This is a genomic window from Xanthomonas vasicola, assembly GCF_000772705.2.
Taxonomy (GTDB): Bacteria; Pseudomonadota; Gammaproteobacteria; order Xanthomonadales; family Xanthomonadaceae; genus Xanthomonas; species Xanthomonas vasicola.
The window spans coordinates 1-15,811 of record NZ_JSBW02000063.1 but is presented as its reverse complement, the minus strand read 5'-3'; the positions used below and the strand labels follow the sequence as shown (position 1 = coordinate 15,811).

The following is a 15,811-nucleotide window of genomic DNA, read 5'->3' as shown; positions in this document are numbered from 1 at the left end:
GCGCTGGCTGCTGCGCTGGATCGCGTTTTTGCGTGCCTGGATGCGGGCGATGGAATGGCCATCCTTTAGCCACGTGCCGCTGTCACAGACGGCACGGGGCGCTTGAAGGGGATTTTTCAGGGACAACGAAATACGGTTTGGCCGCCTGTTCGCCGAGCGCGCGGATCCAGTCGCTGGAGCTGGCGTTGAGATCGATCAGACCCACGCGTTCCTGCGCGGCGAGTTGCTGCATGGCCAGGGTGTAGCGGCCGTGGGTGTCGAGCAGCGCACCGAAGTCGTACAACAACCGCGCAGCTGGAGTGATCAGGATGGGCGTAGCGCCCTTGTCTCGCGCAGTGGCGATGTAGCGGCGCAGGAACTGCACGTAGTCGATCGTGGGATCGGTGTAGCGCGTGGGGTCTTCGCGCTTGGCGTCGTTGTGGCCGAACTGGATCAGCAACACATCGCCGCGTTGCAATTCTCTTGCGATGGCATCCAGCCGCCCTTCGGCGATGAAACTGCGCGCGCTGCGCCCGCCCTTGGCATGGTTATGCACCTGCCACTGCGCCGGATCGAACCAGTCCTGCAGCAGTTGGCCCCAACCGGCCTGTGGAGCACGCTCGGCGCTGTACTCGGCAGCGGTGGAATCGCCGGCGATGAGAATGCGGTGTGGCGCGGCGTGGGCGATGCATGCGGAGAGCAGCAGCAATGCGAACAGCAGCAGACGCATGATGGGCTCCGGGGTGGATGCTGAGCGGGAAAGAAACGTAGCGAGCAGTCGTCAGGTGGGTGCGGACGGTGCGGAGGAAGCACGACATCCGACTTGTTTGTGCCGATTGAGGACACCGGCCGCGCGCGCTTGGCGACTGCGCAGTCGCTTTGTTATTCGCACCAGATGCTGGGCGCTATTGCCTTCTTCCATCGGAATGTTGTCCTTTTCATGGGGAAAGGAGGTGCCGAAGAGCGGATGAGGATGCGTCGGTATCAGCAATGTTGAACATGCTGCCGTTGCCTCAAGCCTCTTCGTTTAAGAGGGCGGTCTTCCGCCGCACCCTCAACCCCAGCCCCACTCCGCGCCCCGGCCCACGCCTTGCAGCGTGGGCGCTCAAAGGCAGGCGCGCCGATGGCGCGCTAGCCCTGCCTTTTCGCCCGGCAGGAGAGGGGCTCAAACGCGTTACTGGATTACGCAGCAGCAGCTTAGGTCTTGCCCAGCAGCCCGGCGACGAAGTTGCGGATCTCTGCATCCTGCGCGTTGTCGAAGAAGCACTGCTGGAAACGCTCGCCGCCGATCGCCTGCTTGATCAGTTCCGGGTCGATGGCGCGCAGGCCGTCCAGGTAGGACTTGGCGGTGGCCTGCTTGACCTGGGTCAGGATGCCGGCGTTGGCCGCCTGCGATTCGCGACGCTCGGCCGGGTAGCCCAGACCGCGCTCGCCGCTGAAGGCCTTTTCGAAGATGTAGCGCACGTTGATTTCCGCGCCCCAGCCGTAGCCCTTGGCGAATGCCAGCGACAGCGCGTTGCCGTTATTGACCTGGGCGAACAGGTACGCGTCGGTCGGCTCGATGCAGTACCCGCAGAACACGCCCGGGTGCGCGTTGAGCGACATCATCGCGCCCTGGCCGGTGCCGCAACCGGCGACCACGAAGTCGACCGCCTTGGAGTTCAGCAGCAGGCTGGCGACGATGCCCAGGTGGATGTAGGTCAGGCGATGGTCGTTGTCGCCGTCCATGCCGACATTGAATACGCTGTGGCCTTGCTCGCTGGCGACGTCGTTGAGTTGCTGCAGGATCACCGGGTTCTTGGCGGCCTGACTAAACTCATTCATGAGTGCGATTTTCATGGGAATGCTCCGATTGGTGGGGGAAGTTTTTTAAAAAGTTGTTGCTAGATAGCGATGATGCGTGCGTTGGGTTGCCGGTCTTTTTGGACTGCGCGCGTGTTGTTTGCTGAAGCGGCCAACGCGCTGATGCAGAACGGAAGAGCAATTGCAGGAGAGGAAGTGCGCATCTGGTTGATGCGTCGTCGCCGACTCTCATCCGCCTTTCAGGCACCTTCGCCCCATAAAGGGCCCAAGGTTCCGGAGGGAGGAGGAGTGCTGCAATGCACTCGGCTAAGCGCGTTGACTCAGCGCGCCAACCAACCACCATCGACTGGAATGATCGCGCCATTCACGTAGTCCGAAGCGCCGCTGGCTAGGAACACCGCAGTGCCGCCGAGGTCGGCCGGCACACCCCAGCGCGCGGCGGGAATGCGGTCCAGGATCGACTTGTTACGGTCTTCGTCGGCGCGCAACTGCGCGGTGTTGTCGGTGGCCATGTAGCCCGGCGCAATGGCGTTGGTGGTCACGCCCTTGCTGGCCCATTCGTTGGCAAGCAGGCGGGTGATGCCGGCGATGCCAGACTTGCTGGCGGTGTAAGACGGCACGCGGATGCCACCCTGGAACGACAGCATGGAGGCGATATTGATGATCTTGCCGCGGCCCTGCGCGATGAAATGTCGGCCCGCCGCCTGCGCCATGAAGAACGCCGACTTCAGATTGACGTTGAGCACGTCGTCCCAATCCTGCTCGCTGAAATCCACTGCATCGGTGCGACGGATCAGGCCGGCGTTGTTGACCAGGATATCCAGCCCGCCGAGGCCGGCGATGGTCTCGTCGATGATGCGCTGCACCGGGTCGATGCTGATCAGGTTGGCTTCGATGGCGATAAAGCGACGGCCCAGCGCCTTGACCTTTTCTTCAGTCTCGGTGGGTGCCTGGATGCCGGCGGCGGCGATGTCGGCGCCCGCCTCGGCCAACGCCAACGCGATGCCCTGCCCCAAGCCCGTGTTGGCACCGGTGACCAGTGCGACCTTGCCTTCGAGACTGAACGGATTGCTCATTACCTTATCGCTCCTGCTGGATGTGCCGTGGTGTGCTGAGTAAGCCGCGCAGTGCGCGGCCGAGTGCGTTGTACGAATTGATGCAGCGCCGGCGCCCATCTGAATCGCGCTGGCGTTGTTGGCGCCGGCTTGAACACAGCGGCGTCATGACGACTGCCGGCCGCGTCGGTGCAGGCGCGTTGCTGCAGGCCTTACTTGAGCTGGCAGATATCCAGCACATGCATGTCGGTGTAATCCAGGTTTTCGCCGCCCATCGCCCAGATGAAGGCGTAGTTGCTGGTGCCGGCACCCATGTGGATGGACCACGGCGGCGACACCACCGCTTCGTTGTTCTGGATCACGATATGGCGCTGCGCGTCGGGCTCGCCCATGAAGTGATAGAGGCGGTCGTTGGCGCCCAGGTCGAAATAGAAATACACCTCGCTGCGGCGGTCGTGCAGATGCGGCGGCATGGTGTTCCAGACGCTGCCGGGCTTGAGCACGGTCAGGCCGAGCAACAGCTGCGACGACTGGCAGGTGGCCGGCACGATGTACTGGTAAATGGTGCGCTCGTTGCTGGTTTCCAGCGCGCCGCGCTCCAGTGCCACCGCATCCTTAATTGAGAGCTGCTTGGTCTCAAAGCGCGCATGCGCAGGGGTAGATGCGAGATAGAACTTGGCCGGGTTGGTGGCATCGTCGGACGCGAAACTGATATCGGTGCTGCCCATCGCCACGTACAGGCCGTCCTTCGGCTCCAGCGTGTAGGCGGTGCCGTCCACGGTCACCGTGCCGGTGCCTGCGCCGACGTTGAGAATGCCCAGCTCGCGACGCTCCAGAAACGGATGCCCGGCGGCAGAGGCGGGCTCGGTTTGTTTAGGCAGGTCCAGCGTCTTGCCCAACGGCGCGGCACCACCGAGCACGAAGCGCTCGTAGTGGGTGTATTTGAGCGTCACCGCATCGTCGACGAACAGGCCGTCGAGCAGGTAGAGCTCGCGCAGCTCATCGTTGCTGGCGCCCTTGATGGCGCCGGGATGGGTGGCGTAATGCGTTTTGCAGTACAGGGACATGGCACATCTCCGAGGCAAGCGAGGGGGAACATGGGCTTGCACGGGGGTAGTCTACCGGCTCTGGTTAACCGGTGTCATTGCGCAGTGCACGATAGTTGGGATGGGGGGCTGATGGGCCCCCTGCTTCCTTCTCCCGCCGGGAGAAGGTGGCGCGCAAGCGCCGGACGAGGGTACGAGGCTGCGCGCTGTGTTGGGAGCGCGGCTTGGCGGTCGGGTGGCCGCTTATATGCGCCTCCTTCGGAGATCACGGCTGAGCTTTCTCAGATGGCGGTCTGCCGCCGTACCCTCACCCCTCTCCCGTCGGGCGAGGGGCTTTGATTCCTTCCCCCGTCGGGAGAAGGTGGCGCGCAGGCCGGATGAGGGTACGCGGCTGCGCGCGCTCCCGAGTGGGAGGGCTTTACGTGCTCAATCCTCCGGCGGTTGGCAGGAATCTCTGACGATCAGGTGCGGCCGCACGCTGGCGGTGGGCAGCTGAGGGGCGTTGTCGGGCTGGATCAGCATTGCGGCGGCAGTACGGCCGGTGTCGCGGGTGTGGCGGCGCACCGAGGTCAGCGGCGGCCACAGGCGCGAGGCCAGCGAGCTGTCGTCGTAGCCGATGACCGAAAGTTGGCGCGGGATGTTGATGCCGGCGCGCAGGGCGACCTTGTAGATACCGGCGGCCATTTCGTCGTTACCGGTGAAGATGGCGGTGGGGCGCTTCTTGCCCAGCAGCAGCTTTTCGGCCGCGGCCACACCGGATTCGAAGGTGTAGCCGGCCTCCACAATACGCTCCGGCGGCAGTTCGATGCCACGCCGGGTCAGCGCGTCGGCAAAGCCGCAGGTGCGCTCGATCGAGGAGCGGTAGGCGCTGGGGCCGGTGACCAGGGCGATGTCGCGGTGGCCGAGCGAGAGCAGGTAATCGGCTGCTTCGGCGGCGCCGTCGCGGTCGTGGGTGATCACTGTCTGCGAAGTGGTGTCCAGCGCGATCGAAGCGATGCGCGTGTAGCGGCAGCCGATCTCGGCCAGCATGTCGGCCAGCGCCTGGTCTTCGGAGGCACGCGGCACCAGGATCACACCATGCAGCTTCTGCGCTTGGGCGAAGCGGCGCACGCCTTCGATGTAGCCGGGGCTGCGGCTGTCGCAGGGGTGCACCACCAGCTCGAAACTGGAGCCACGCAGCGCGTCCAGCGCGCCGTATTGCATGTCCACGATGTATTGCGCGGTGGGGTTGTCGTAGACCATGCCGATCAGGAACGAGCGCCGGAACGCCAGCCCGCGCGCGAGCGGATCCGGCGCGTAGCCGACCTCACGCATCAGCGCCTCGACCTTCTCGCGGGTGTCCTGCCGCACCAGCGGCGAATTGTTGATGATCCGCGAGACGGTCTTCTTGGACACGCCCGACATGCGCGCGATGTCGTTGATCGTCGCGACCTTGCCCTTCGGCAGGCCGGGCATTCCCTCTTCAGGCATCTTGCGGGCGGGCATAGCGGTCAACCAGTGAAGTTGATTGGATTCTACCGGCCCCGGGGGCGGTAGACCTGAGCGACGCCTGCCGCTGCACCGGTTGCGCCAGGTCGGGCCTGCCACAGCGGGCAGCGCCACGCCATGCCCGCCGATGCAGAACGATCAGTCCAGGGCGCGGTAGCGGAAGTTACGGAATTCCACCTGGCCCGTGCCGGCGGCGTACAGCGCCGGCTTCAGGGCCAGGAACTTGCCGGCCACGTTGTGGTGGTAACCGGACACTTCCATCTGCACCGGGTACTTGGTCCACGTCTTGCCGTCGCTGCTGCTGTGAATGGTGACGATGTGGCGGTTGTTGGTGACGCGCAGCCACAGCGTGCCGCCGTTGGTGCTGGGCGCCAGCGTGCCCGGGCGTTCTTCGCCATAGCGGTGCATGACGAAGTTTTCGCCATTGCTGCCGACGCCGGCGTAGAGCTTGTCGCTGTAAAACAGCAGCGCCCCACCCTGCCCGCCCGGTGCTACGGTCATCTGCACCTCGAACTGGTAGGCCGGGTCGGTGGCGATCACCGTCAGCGGCGAGGCATTGCGCGGGGCGGTGCCCTTGCCCTGCAGACGCAGCACGCCATCGCCCACCTGCAGCCGCTTGGCTTCGTCGGCGGCCGGGTTGAAGAACGCCCACTGCGGGCTGAGCGTGGCGGCGCGGAAGTCGTCCGACAATGCCATCCCATGCTGCAACGCTTGGCCGCTGGGTTTTTTCAGCCGGGTGCCCAGGTCGCCGCCCTTGGCGACGAACCAGCCGTCCGCGGTCCACTCGATGGGGTCGAGCAAGGCCTGGCGGCCCAGCGTCCAATAGCCGTGTTCGTAGCCGTGGTAGAGCATCCACCAACGCGTGTCGGTGCCTTCCACCAGGGTGGCGTGGCCGCGCGACCACCATGGCTCGTCGGCACTGTTGGTGCGCGTGATGGGGTTGTTGGGCGCGTTCTGCCAAGGGCCATGGATGGAGCGCGCGCGCGCGGTGATCACCATGTGCCCGGTCGGCGGGCCGGCGGTGCCGCCCACGGCGGTGGTCATGTAGTACCAGCCGTTGTGGCGGGTGATCTTGGGGCCTTCCTGGGCGTAGCCTTCCACATCCCAGCTTTCCGGGTATTTCCAGCCGTCATAAACGTGCTTGGGGCTGCCGACCACCTTGAAGCCGTCGTCGGACAGCTGCACGTAATCGCCACCGCTCAGGAACAGATAGCGCTTGCCGTCTTCGCCCACCGCATGGCCGGGGTCGATGTACTTGCCCAGGCCAATGTCGATCGGCGCGCTCCACGGGCCCTTGATGTTGTCGGCCCAGACCACGAAGTTGCTGCGCTCGCCCTGGTCGCCGCGCCGCGCCGGAAAATAAATGTAGTAACGCTTACCGTGCTTGATCAGATCGGGCGCCCAGATTGCGCCGACGTTCTGGGTGATGGCGTGGCCTAGCGGCTGCCAGTTGACCAGATCGCGCGAGTGCCAGATCGGCAGGCCCGGGTACGCATCGAACGAAGACAGCGTGAGGTAGTAGTCGTCGCCATCCTTGAGCACCGATGGGTCGGGGTGGTCGCCGGCCAGCACCGGATTGAGAAAGGTGCCATCGCCCTGGTCGGCAATGCGCTGGTGTTCGATGCCGCGCTTCCAGTCCGCCGCAGCACTCAGGCCGGCGCACAGCAGCAACCCGCCAGCAAGCAGCCAACGCCATCTGGATGAAGTGGTACGCACACGCATGCTTTCTCCTGATCCCGGATGTCGGGCGTTACCACGAGCGGCGGTTAATGCCACCGGTTAACCAGATGCGGCAGAACGTGTCCGCCGGCAGCGGTGCCTGACGCATTCGCAAGGCACCGCGTGTCGTCGGGAGTGATCGCTACGACGCGGCGCGCCGTAGCGATCACTCGCCTGCAAGTCATGCAGTCGCTCAGGTCATCCGGCGCGCAGGGCGCGCGGCAACCACAGCGACAATTCGGGGAAAAACGCCACGATCAACAGCACGCACAACGCCGCCAGCCAGAACGGCCAGATGGAGCGCATGCTTTGCGCGATGGTGATCTGCCCGATGGAGGTGCCGATGAACAGCACCGAGCCGATCGGCGGGGTGATCAGGCCGATACCGCCGGCCAACACCATCACCAGACCGAAGTGGATCGGGTCGATGCCATACGCTTTGACCACCGGCAGGAAGATCGGCGTGCAGATCAGGATCTTCGGTGCCAGGTCCATGAACATGCCCAGCAACAGCAGCATCACCACGATCATCAACAACACCATGTTCTTGCTGTCGGCAATGGCTTGCAGGAACTTCACCGCTGCCGCAGGCACCTGCAAATATGCCAGCAGCCAGCCGAATACCGCGGCGGTGGCGATCACGAACAGAATCACGCCGGTGGTGCGCGCCGCGTGCGTCACCGCGGCGAAGAACTCGGCCCAGCGCAATTGCCGGTACAGCAATGCGGTGACGATCAACGCGTACACCACCGCAATGGCGGCGCTCTCCACCGCGGTGAAGATGCCGGCGCGAATACCGATGAAGATCAACGCCACCAAGCCCAGGCCCGGCAACGCACCGATCAAGCGCAGCGCCACGGCACGCCAGCCGGGGAACGGCTCGGTGCCGTAGCCGCGATGACGCGCCACTGCATAGCCGGTGACCATCATTGCGGCGGTCATCAACAACGCAGGGAAGATGCCGGCTGCGAACAGATCGGCAATCGACAAGCCGCCACCGGCCGCCGCGGAGAGCAGGATCAGGTTGTGCGAAGGCGGCACCAGCAGCGCCACCAGCGCAGCGGTCATGCTCACGTTCACCGCGTAATCGCGGTCGTAACCGCGTTTGATCATCTGCGGAATCATGGTGCCACCGACCGCCGAGACATCGGCAATTGCCGAGCCGGAGACGCCGCCGAAGAACAGCGACGACAACACGCTGACCTGACCCAGACCGCCGCGCACGCGCCCCACCAACGAGGAGGCCAACGCGATCAAGCGTTCGGAAATGCCACCGCGCAGCATCAACTCGCCGGCGAAGATAAACAGCGGAATCGCAATCAACGACGCCGAGCCGCTGCCGGCCGAAATCTGCTGCACCAGCACCACCGTGGGCAGGTCCAGATACAGCAGCGTGGCCAGTGCGGCCGCGCCCAAAGCGTAAGCCACCGGCACGCCGATCAGCAGCAGCACCACGAAGGTTCCCAACAACATGGCGATGCCCATCAGCGCACTCCTCCGACATGGACCGGGCGCAGCACACGCCACAACTTGAACAAGGCGAACACCACCATCAGCGCACCACCGATCGATAGCGGCAGGTAGTTGATGCTCTGCGGCATCTGCGCGCCGGCCATCTTGATATCCAGCCCATCGATCAGCAGCACCGCGCTCCACCACGCCAGCACCGCACCGATGGACATGATCATCAGCGGGCGAATCACTTCAAAAATCTTGCGCATCAGCGGCGGCACATGTTCGCCCAGCAGATAGAAGCCGAAATGGCGGTTGGTATGCACGCCGGCCGCCGCGCCCAGGCTCAGTGCGGTGCTCAGCAACAACAAGGTCACCGGCTCGGTCCAGCTGGGCGAGTCGTTGAGCACGTAGCGGGTGAACACCTGCCAGCCCTGCACGACCACCAGGCCCAGCAGCGCCAGCGAGGCCACGCCAACGGCGATATCGGAAACGCGGTCCAGCGCGCGCTGCAACGGCGCGACCGGGACGGCGAGGGTCTCGGATTCGGTCATTGAATCACCTCTAGGCAAATTCGCGGATGCGGCGGTACAGCGCTTCGATCTCCGGCTGCTTGCGGTATTCGGCCAGCAGTGGAGCGGCGGCGGCGCGGAACGCCGGCATGTCGACCTGGTTGAGCTTCACGCCGTAGTCGATCACCTGTTTGCGCGCGACTGTCTCGGAGGCATCCCACATGTTGCGCATCACCGGCACCGACGCACGCGCCAGTTCCACCACCAGGCCACGGTCGGCCGGGCTCAGCGATTCGAAACTCTTGCGCGACATCACCAGGATGTCCGGCGCGTAGGAATGCTCGCTCTGCGACCAGTAATGCGCGGCTTCGAAATGCCGGCTGGACTGGAAGCTGCGCATATTGTTTTCCGCACCGTCGATCATGTGCGTTTCCATCGCCGAAAACGTTTCGCCCAGTGACATCGGCGTCGGGTTGGCACCCAGCATGCGCATCAACTTGAGGAAGATGTCCGACGAGGCGACCCGCAGTTTCAGGCCCTTGAGATCTTCCGGGCGGTGCAGCGGATGCTTGGTGTTGTAGAAGCAGCGTGCGCCCGAATCGTAGATGGCAAGACCCACCAGATCGCGCTGCTCGAAGCTGCGCAACACGCTGTCGCCGACATGTCCGTCGATGGCGCGACGCAGATGCGGCACCGAGTCGAACACATACGGCAGGCACAGCGCCTGAGTGAGTGGGAAGGTGTTGTTCAACGCGCCCGAATACACGCGGGTGATGTCGATGGCGCCGAAGCGCGCCATGTCGATCGCCTCCGACTCACGACCGAGCTGACCGGAGTGGTACTGGCGCAGCTTGAGCCGGCCGCTGGTGCGCTCTTCAAGCTGCTTGCCGAACCAGCGCACCGCTTCCACGGTGGGATAGTCGCCAACGTGCACGTCGGTGGCGGTCAGCAACTGCCCACCCGGAATCGGCGTGGTGGCGCCGGCACTCAGCCAAGGGGTAGCGGCGGCGGCGCCGAGCCCGGCACCGAGAAAATGTCTGCGTGTGATCATTGGCGCCCTCCCAAGCGTCTGGTCACGGGGACCGCCGTTAACTGGCGGACACAGCCGTACAGGAAATATCGCCGATGCCGGCGAAGCGAATCAGGGCACGCTGCCCCACTTCAATGTCATGGATACCGGTGGCATTGCCGGTGGCAATGAGATCACCGCGCTTGAGCGGACGCCCGCGCTGTGCCGAACGGTTGAGCGCAAATGCGTAGGCGGCGCGCAGGCCGCCCGGCAGGGTGGTGGCGCCGCCGGTGCCAACCACCTGGTCGTCGATCAAGGTTTCGACCGTCAGCGCTGCCGCGTCGCGCGCCAGCCAATCGGTCACTTCCGGCCCCAGAATCAAGCCGTTGTTGTTGCCGAAGTCGGAAATCACCACCTGCGGACCCAACTGGTTGATGGTCGCCAACGGGCTGCTGGCGATCTCCACACCGATGAACAGCGTGGCCGGCAGCTGCGCGGCCTGCTCCGGGGTGAAGTGGGTCTGCTCGGCCGGGGCATCGGCGCCGAGCACCAGCACGTATTCGGCCTCCACTGCACCAAAGCCGCCGACAAAGACCGGAAACTCCGTTGTTCCACCGGTAGCATTCCAAACCTTCTGCGAGAAGATCGGGCCAAGCAGACGCTCGTCGCCTGAGGCATCGCGGCGCTCGGCAGCGATATAGCCCACCTTCCAGCCGACCACCTGGTCGTGCCATTGGCTGATGGCGATGTCCTGCACTTGGTAGGCGGTGACTAGATCGTCGGGGATTTGCCCGGGAAAGTCAGGCAGCGATTCCCCTGCACGGCGTGCCTCCACAAAGCGCTGGGCGATGTCGGACAGCGTGGATGTGGACGATGGCGGAGTGGCGGCGTCGTTGCTCAAGGGTGTCTCCCCGATGGTGTTTTGTTGCACTGCCAATCGACAGCGGCACGGTGTGCTGTATATGGTAAACCGGTGTCATTGGCAATGTGCACTGCGGCAAGTGTGGTCGCGGTGACGAAGTGGCCCTGGGAGGGGTGAATGAAACAGACACGCCATCTGCGCGTTCTTGCTGCGTTTCCGCGTGCCGCAAGGCGCGGCTTGGTCACGCTGGTATTCGGCGCGCTGGCCGGCACGGCGCCAGCCGCCGAGCGGCCCAGCGCCGACACCGCCGCCGAACAGGCCAGCCGGATCGCGCTGTGGCCTACGCCACTGGCGCCGGGGGACACGGCATTGCCGCAACCGCAGCGCATCGTCGATCGCAGCAGCGACCCGGCGCAGCCGGATCGCTACATCCAGCAGGTCAGCGCGCCGTATCTGGTGGTCTACCGGCCCAAGCGGCCCAATGGCACCGCCCTGCTGGTCACGCCCGGCGGCGGCTACCAGCGCATCGTGCTGGACAATGAAGGCAGCGCGCTGGTGCCCGGCTTTGTCGACACCGCCGGCATCACCTTGTTCGTATTGCGCCACCGGCTGCCCGGCGAAGGCCACCCCAACGGCGCCGACGTGCCGTTGGCTGATGCACAACGTGCGTTGCGGCTGATCCGCGCCAACGCGGCCCGCTATGGCATCGATGCGCAGCGCATCGGCGTGATGGGTTTTTCGGCCGGCGGCCATGTCGCCGCCAGCCTGGGCACGCGTTACGCAGCGCAGGTGTATCCGCAGGTCGACGCAGCCGATGCGCTGAGCGCGCGACCGGACTTCCAGCTGCTGATCTACCCGGTCATCGACATGGACAGCGCCAACGCGCATATGGGCTCGCGCGAACGCCTGATCGGCAGTGCTCCGAGCCAGGCGCAGGTACAGGCCTATTCGCCACAGTTGCATGTGGATGCACGCACGCCGCCCACCTTTCTGCTGCATGCGCAGGACGACACCGTGGTGGCGGTGCGCAACAGCCTGCTGATGCACGACGCGCTGCTGCGCGCCGGGGTGCCGAGCGAGCTGCATGTGTTCCCGCAGGGTGGCCATGGTTTCGGTACCGCCAGCGGCACCGGCCTTACCGTGGCCGCATGGCCGCAGCTGGCGCAAGCCTGGATTGCGCATATCACCAAGCCGCAGCTGCCTGCAGCCACATCCGCACTGCCACCTGCATCCGTGAAGAAGGAGGTGGCGCGATGACAATGCAGGGCGCCCCCGACACGCGCCGCCGCACCCTGCTGCGCGGCGGCCTGCTCGCCACTGCTGCGGCAACACTTCCCGGCTTTGCTGCCGCGGCCACACCGCCGCCACGCGACGACAGCGCGCCCCTGGCACGCGTGCGTAGCGGCGCACTGCGCGGCTATCGCGACCAGGACATCTGCGTGTTCAAGGGCATTCCCTATGGCGGCGATACTGCCGCGCGGCGCTTCCAGGCACCGCTGCAGGAAACGCCGTGGCAGGACGTGCGCGATGCCAGTGGCTTCGGCGCGGCGGCGCCACAGCTCAAGGCCAGCGAACCCACCAGCGAGGACTGCTTGTTCCTCAATGTGTGGACGCCCGGCCTGCGCGATGGCGGCAAGCGGCCGGTGTTGTTCTATATCCATGGCGGCGGCTACACCACCGGCTCCGGCAGTGACCCGCTCTACGATGGCGTGCGCCTGTGCAAGCGCGGCGATGTGGTGGTGATCACCGTCAATCATCGGCTCAATCTGTTCGGCTATCTGTCGTTGGCGCAGTTGGGCGATGCCAGTTTTGCCGACTCCGGCAATGCCGGGCAGCTGGACCTGATCCAGGCGCTGCAATGGGTACGCCAGCATGCGGCCGAATTCGGTGGCGATGCCGGTAACGTCACCGTGTTCGGGCAATCCGGCGGTGGCGCCAAAATCGCCACGCTGATGGCGATGCCCGCCGCACGCGGACTGTTCCATCGCGCCTGGACCATGAGTGGACAACAGGTCACCGTGGCCGGCCCGCGTGCGGCCACCCAGCGCGCGCGGTTGCTGCTGGATGCGTTGAAAATGTCGCCAGGCGAGATCGCGCACGTGCGCACGCTGCCGGTGGCGCAGCTACTGGCCGCCGCGCAAGTGCGCGACCCTTCGCGGGTGGAAAACAGCGCGCTGTATTTCGGCCCGGTGCTGGATGCGCGCAACGTACCGGTGCATCCGTTCTGGCCCACCGCGCCGCTGCAGTCGGCACGTATTCCGATGGTGATCGGCAATACGCGCGATGAAACACGCGGCTTTCTTGGCAACGATGCAAAAAACTTCGCGTTGCGTTGGGACGAGTTGCCGGCCAGGCTGGAAGCGCAGCAATACGTGGACCTATTGCCGCAGGCGGTCATTGCCCAATACCGGCGGCTCTATCCGCAGTACACGCCGTCGCAGGTGTTCTTCGCAGCCACCACGGCCGGTCGCTCGTGGCGCGGCGCTGTCGAAGAGGCCCAAGCGCGTGCGCGGCAGGGTGCACCCGCCTGGGCCTATCAACTGGATTGGGGCTCGCCACTGGATGATGGCAAGTTCGGCGCCTTCCACACGCTGGATATTCCGTTGGTGTTCGACAACATACGCCAGCCCGGTTCGCGCACCGGCGACAGCGCCGATGCGCAACGTATGGCCGCGCAGATGAGCGAAACGCTGATTGCATTTGCGCGGCATGGCGACCCCAATCGTCGCGGTGCGCCGCACTGGCAGACGTATTCCTTGCAGCGGCGCGAAACGCTGGTGTTCGATACGCCAAGCCGCTTGGAACTGGATCCGCGCGGCGGTGAGCGCTTGTTGTATCAACAAGCGCCGTTTATTCAACGCGGAACGTTCTGATTGCTTGGTCATGCCGGAACACTTGCACGCCTGCGCGCTGCCTCACACGTCAACGCGCAGCAGGCACCGGCGCATCTGCCTCGATCACGCCTTCGCGCTTGAGCTCTTCCCACACCGCCGATGGAATCGCCACCCGCATCGACGCCGCATTGGCGTGCGCCTGCTCGGCCGTGCGCGCACCGGGGATGACAGCCGCCACCACGTGTGGCGCAGCGGCAAATTGCAACGACACCGTGCGTAGATCCACGCCATGCCTGTCGCAAATGGTCAACGCTTTCTGTCGTTTGGCCGGCGCCCACTGCGGGATGGTGCCGTCGTAGAGATAACGTTCGCGCCCGGCCAGATAACCCGCCAACAACGGTGCACCGACCACCACCGAGGCGCCGTGTTTTGCGATCTTCGGGAAGGTGTCATGCAACGCCTGCGCATGATCGAGCAGCGAGTATTGGCAGGCCAGCAGGAAGATGTCGGGGTCGGCTTCTTCGATGGCGCGCAAGGCCGGCTCCGGGCGATTGACGCCAAAGCCCCAGGCCTTGATCAAGCCCTCCTTGCGCATCTTGGTCAGTTCCGGCATCGCGCCCTTCACTGCCTCGGCGAAACGCTGCTCCCACGGCATGCCCAGATCTTTTTCGTTCTCCGGTGACAGGTCGTGGATGTACGCGATGTCGATCTGCGAGACGCCCAGACGCTGCAGGCTATCTTCAATCGAGCGCCGCACACCGGAGGCGCTGTAGTCGTAGCGATAGCCGAATGGCGAGGGCTGCTGCCACATCGTCTTCGGCGGTTTGTCGGTGGCGGTGAGCAGGCGCCCCACCTTGGTCGACAACACATAATCGTCGGCCGGATGAGTGTGCAGATGATGGCCGGTGCGTCGTTCGGACAAACCCAGCCCGTACCACGGCGACGTATCGAAATAGCGCACGCCCGATTCCCACACCGCGGCCAGCGTCTGCTCGCTCTGTGCGTCGCTCGCGGGCGCAAACCCGTTACCGATCGCAACGCCACCAAAGCCAAGACGACTGCGTGGCCGGTAGCGTTCGCCCTTGACGATGGGGTTGGTCGGCAATGCGCTCGCATCGGTCTTTCCGCGCGTCGGCATCACGCTGCCAGGTGCTGACGATTGCGCCATCAACGGCGCAGCGGCCAATGCCGCAGTGCCGGCAGCGGCAGCGGAAAGAAATTGGCGACGTGTATTCATGGCGATTCCTTGGAACAACGTGGTCCACGAGCATGGCCCCGCCGGTGTGCATGCCAAGTCAGCGGACTCATCCCACCGCTAACTGCTGCAATTGCGCGCGTGGCACACCATCGCCCACCCATAGCATGGCCACGCTGATTGGCAGACTGAAGCGGCGTGGGCCGGCACTGCCTGGATTGATGTACAGCACCCCATTGCGCGCGTGCACCAGCGGCTTGTGCGAATGACCACTGATGATGACGTCGGCCTGCACCCGCGGCGCCAGTGTTTTCAGATCGTGCAGCACATGGATGCGCACACCATCGATCTGCAGATCCAGCGTCTGCGGCAAACCCGCGGCCCAGGGCTTGTCGTCGATATTGCCTGCGATGACATGCAGCGGTGCCAGTGCACGCAACGCCTCAAGCACGTCGGGCTTGCCCACATCGCCGGCATGGATGATCTGCGTGCAACCATCGAGCGCGGCAAGCGCCTGCGGCCGGAGCAGCCCATGGGTGTCGGAGATCACCCCGATGCGCGTGCCAGTGCCCATCTCGCCATTATCTCGTTTGAGCACGACCATCTGACCTGTTGCAACCGTCTCGACCAGGAGACATCAGCTTCGTCATGGTCGAATGACGGCACCCGGTATGCAATCGATGCGGGGCGCATGACGCAACTGCCAACGATGGCTTGATGCATGAGTTAGGGATGGTCTGATCAACGCGACCGGAAAACGAAGCAACCGCATCCGCCGCGCTGAGGGCGCTCAAATCGCCGATTTTTTGCCGGTTTCGGCCGTTTGCGGGGTGTTGCCTGGGTTACAGGCACAGCTT

General features: G+C 64.7%; 13 protein-coding genes and 1 pseudogene. 2 read left to right on the top strand and 12 right to left on the bottom strand.

Going from position 1 to position 15,811, the window contains the following annotated elements; all coding sequences use genetic code 11:
• Window positions 1-112: 112 nt before the first annotated feature.
• From NX05_RS17460 to NX05_RS17415, 10 genes and pseudogenes are all read right to left on the bottom strand, one after another.
• Window positions 113-709, bottom strand: a pseudogene (locus NX05_RS17460) (rhamnogalacturonan acetylesterase); the annotation flags it as partial.
• 467 nt (window positions 710-1,176) lie between these two features.
• Window positions 1,177-1,818: an RpiB/LacA/LacB family sugar-phosphate isomerase gene (locus NX05_RS17455; protein ID WP_039431011.1), complete on the bottom strand. Its 642-nt coding sequence runs from the start codon at window positions 1,816-1,818 to the stop codon at window positions 1,177-1,179.
• 284 nt (window positions 1,819-2,102) lie between these two features.
• On the bottom strand, window positions 2,103-2,858 hold the full coding sequence (kduD, locus tag NX05_RS17450; protein WP_039431010.1) for a 2-dehydro-3-deoxy-D-gluconate 5-dehydrogenase KduD: 756 nt from the start codon (window positions 2,856-2,858) through the stop codon (window positions 2,103-2,105).
• A gap of 191 nt (window positions 2,859-3,049) precedes the next feature.
• The gene (gene kduI, locus NX05_RS17445) at window positions 3,050-3,904 is read right to left on the bottom strand and encodes a 5-dehydro-4-deoxy-D-glucuronate isomerase (RefSeq protein ID WP_039431009.1); all 855 of its coding nucleotides are present in this window, start codon (window positions 3,902-3,904) and stop codon (window positions 3,050-3,052) included.
• A gap of 405 nt (window positions 3,905-4,309) precedes the next feature.
• On the bottom strand, window positions 4,310-5,368 hold the full coding sequence (locus NX05_RS17440) for a LacI family DNA-binding transcriptional regulator (protein WP_080764510.1): 1,059 nt from the start codon (window positions 5,366-5,368) through the stop codon (window positions 4,310-4,312).
• A gap of 141 nt (window positions 5,369-5,509) precedes the next feature.
• Complete coding sequence (locus NX05_RS17435) at window positions 5,510-7,093, bottom strand: family 43 glycosylhydrolase (RefSeq protein WP_017113220.1); 1,584 nt, start codon at window positions 7,091-7,093, stop codon at window positions 5,510-5,512.
• Between the two features lie 195 nt (window positions 7,094-7,288).
• On the bottom strand, window positions 7,289-8,575 hold the full coding sequence (locus tag NX05_RS17430; RefSeq protein WP_039431007.1) for a TRAP transporter large permease: 1,287 nt from the start codon (window positions 8,573-8,575) through the stop codon (window positions 7,289-7,291).
• Window positions 8,575-9,096 carry a TRAP transporter small permease gene (locus tag NX05_RS17425; RefSeq protein ID WP_010370795.1) on the bottom strand — a complete coding sequence of 174 codons (522 nt, stop codon included), beginning with the start codon at window positions 9,094-9,096 and terminating at the stop codon, window positions 8,575-8,577. The genes NX05_RS17430 and NX05_RS17425 overlap by 1 nt, the downstream gene beginning before the upstream one ends.
• Window positions 9,097-9,106: 10 nt before the next feature.
• The gene (locus NX05_RS17420; RefSeq protein ID WP_039431006.1) at window positions 9,107-10,105 is read right to left on the bottom strand and encodes a TRAP transporter substrate-binding protein; all 999 of its coding nucleotides are present in this window, start codon (window positions 10,103-10,105) and stop codon (window positions 9,107-9,109) included.
• 37 nt (window positions 10,106-10,142) lie between these two features.
• Window positions 10,143-10,964, bottom strand: coding sequence for a 2-keto-4-pentenoate hydratase (locus tag NX05_RS17415; protein WP_039431004.1), 822 nt, complete (start codon window positions 10,962-10,964; stop codon window positions 10,143-10,145).
• Window positions 10,965-11,102: 138 nt separating this feature from the next.
• On the opposite strand from NX05_RS17415, the gene NX05_RS17410 reads away from it, so the two are divergent.
• Together NX05_RS17410 and NX05_RS17405 are read left to right on the top strand one after the other, a co-directional pair.
• Window positions 11,103-12,182, top strand: a complete 1,080-nt coding sequence (locus NX05_RS17410) for an alpha/beta hydrolase (RefSeq protein ID WP_039431002.1) — start codon at window positions 11,103-11,105, stop codon at window positions 12,180-12,182.
• Window positions 12,179-13,798 carry a carboxylesterase/lipase family protein gene (locus NX05_RS17405; protein WP_039431001.1) on the top strand — a complete coding sequence of 540 codons (1,620 nt, stop codon included), beginning with the start codon at window positions 12,179-12,181 and terminating at the stop codon, window positions 13,796-13,798. Before NX05_RS17410 ends, NX05_RS17405 begins: the two co-directional genes overlap by 4 nt.
• Before the next feature lie 49 nt (window positions 13,799-13,847).
• Here NX05_RS17405 and NX05_RS17400 read toward each other — a convergent pair whose 3' ends face one another.
• Both NX05_RS17400 and NX05_RS17395 read right to left on the bottom strand, forming a co-directional pair.
• The gene (locus NX05_RS17400) at window positions 13,848-14,996 is read right to left on the bottom strand and encodes an aldo/keto reductase (RefSeq protein WP_039430999.1); all 1,149 of its coding nucleotides are present in this window, start codon (window positions 14,994-14,996) and stop codon (window positions 13,848-13,850) included.
• A gap of 67 nt (window positions 14,997-15,063) precedes the next feature.
• On the bottom strand, window positions 15,064-15,558 hold the full coding sequence (locus tag NX05_RS17395) for a metallophosphoesterase family protein (protein WP_039430997.1): 495 nt from the start codon (window positions 15,556-15,558) through the stop codon (window positions 15,064-15,066).
• Between the last annotated feature and the right edge of the window lie 253 nt (window positions 15,559-15,811).

What these genes read in the sequence shown, in the direction of transcription:
- NX05_RS17455 (WP_039431011.1), bottom strand. Translation starts at nt 1,818, where the DNA reads ATGAAAATCGCACTCATGAATGAGTTTAGTCAGGCCGCCAAGAACCCG.
- kduD (WP_039431010.1), bottom strand. Translation starts at nt 2,858, where the DNA reads ATGAGCAATCCGTTCAGTCTCGAAGGCAAGGTCGCACTGGTCACCGGT.
- kduI (WP_039431009.1), bottom strand. Translation starts at nt 3,904, where the DNA reads ATGTCCCTGTACTGCAAAACGCATTACGCCACCCATCCCGGCGCCATC.
- NX05_RS17440 (WP_080764510.1), bottom strand. Translation starts at nt 5,368, where the DNA reads ATGCCCGCCCGCAAGATGCCTGAAGAGGGAATGCCCGGCCTGCCGAAG.
- NX05_RS17435 (WP_017113220.1), bottom strand. Translation starts at nt 7,093, where the DNA reads ATGCGTGTGCGTACCACTTCATCCAGATGGCGTTGGCTGCTTGCTGGC.
- NX05_RS17430 (WP_039431007.1), bottom strand. Translation starts at nt 8,575, where the DNA reads ATGGGCATCGCCATGTTGTTGGGAACCTTCGTGGTGCTGCTGCTGATC.
- NX05_RS17425 (WP_010370795.1), bottom strand. Translation starts at nt 9,096, where the DNA reads ATGACCGAATCCGAGACCCTCGCCGTCCCGGTCGCGCCGTTGCAGCGC.
- NX05_RS17420 (WP_039431006.1), bottom strand. Translation starts at nt 10,105, where the DNA reads ATGATCACACGCAGACATTTTCTCGGTGCCGGGCTCGGCGCCGCCGCC.
- NX05_RS17410 (WP_039431002.1), top strand. Translation starts at nt 11,103, where the DNA reads ATGAAACAGACACGCCATCTGCGCGTTCTTGCTGCGTTTCCGCGTGCC.
- NX05_RS17405 (WP_039431001.1), top strand. Translation starts at nt 12,179, where the DNA reads ATGACAATGCAGGGCGCCCCCGACACGCGCCGCCGCACCCTGCTGCGC.
- NX05_RS17400 (WP_039430999.1), bottom strand. Translation starts at nt 14,996, where the DNA reads ATGAATACACGTCGCCAATTTCTTTCCGCTGCCGCTGCCGGCACTGCG.
- NX05_RS17395 (WP_039430997.1), bottom strand. Translation starts at nt 15,558, where the DNA reads ATGGTCGTGCTCAAACGAGATAATGGCGAGATGGGCACTGGCACGCGC.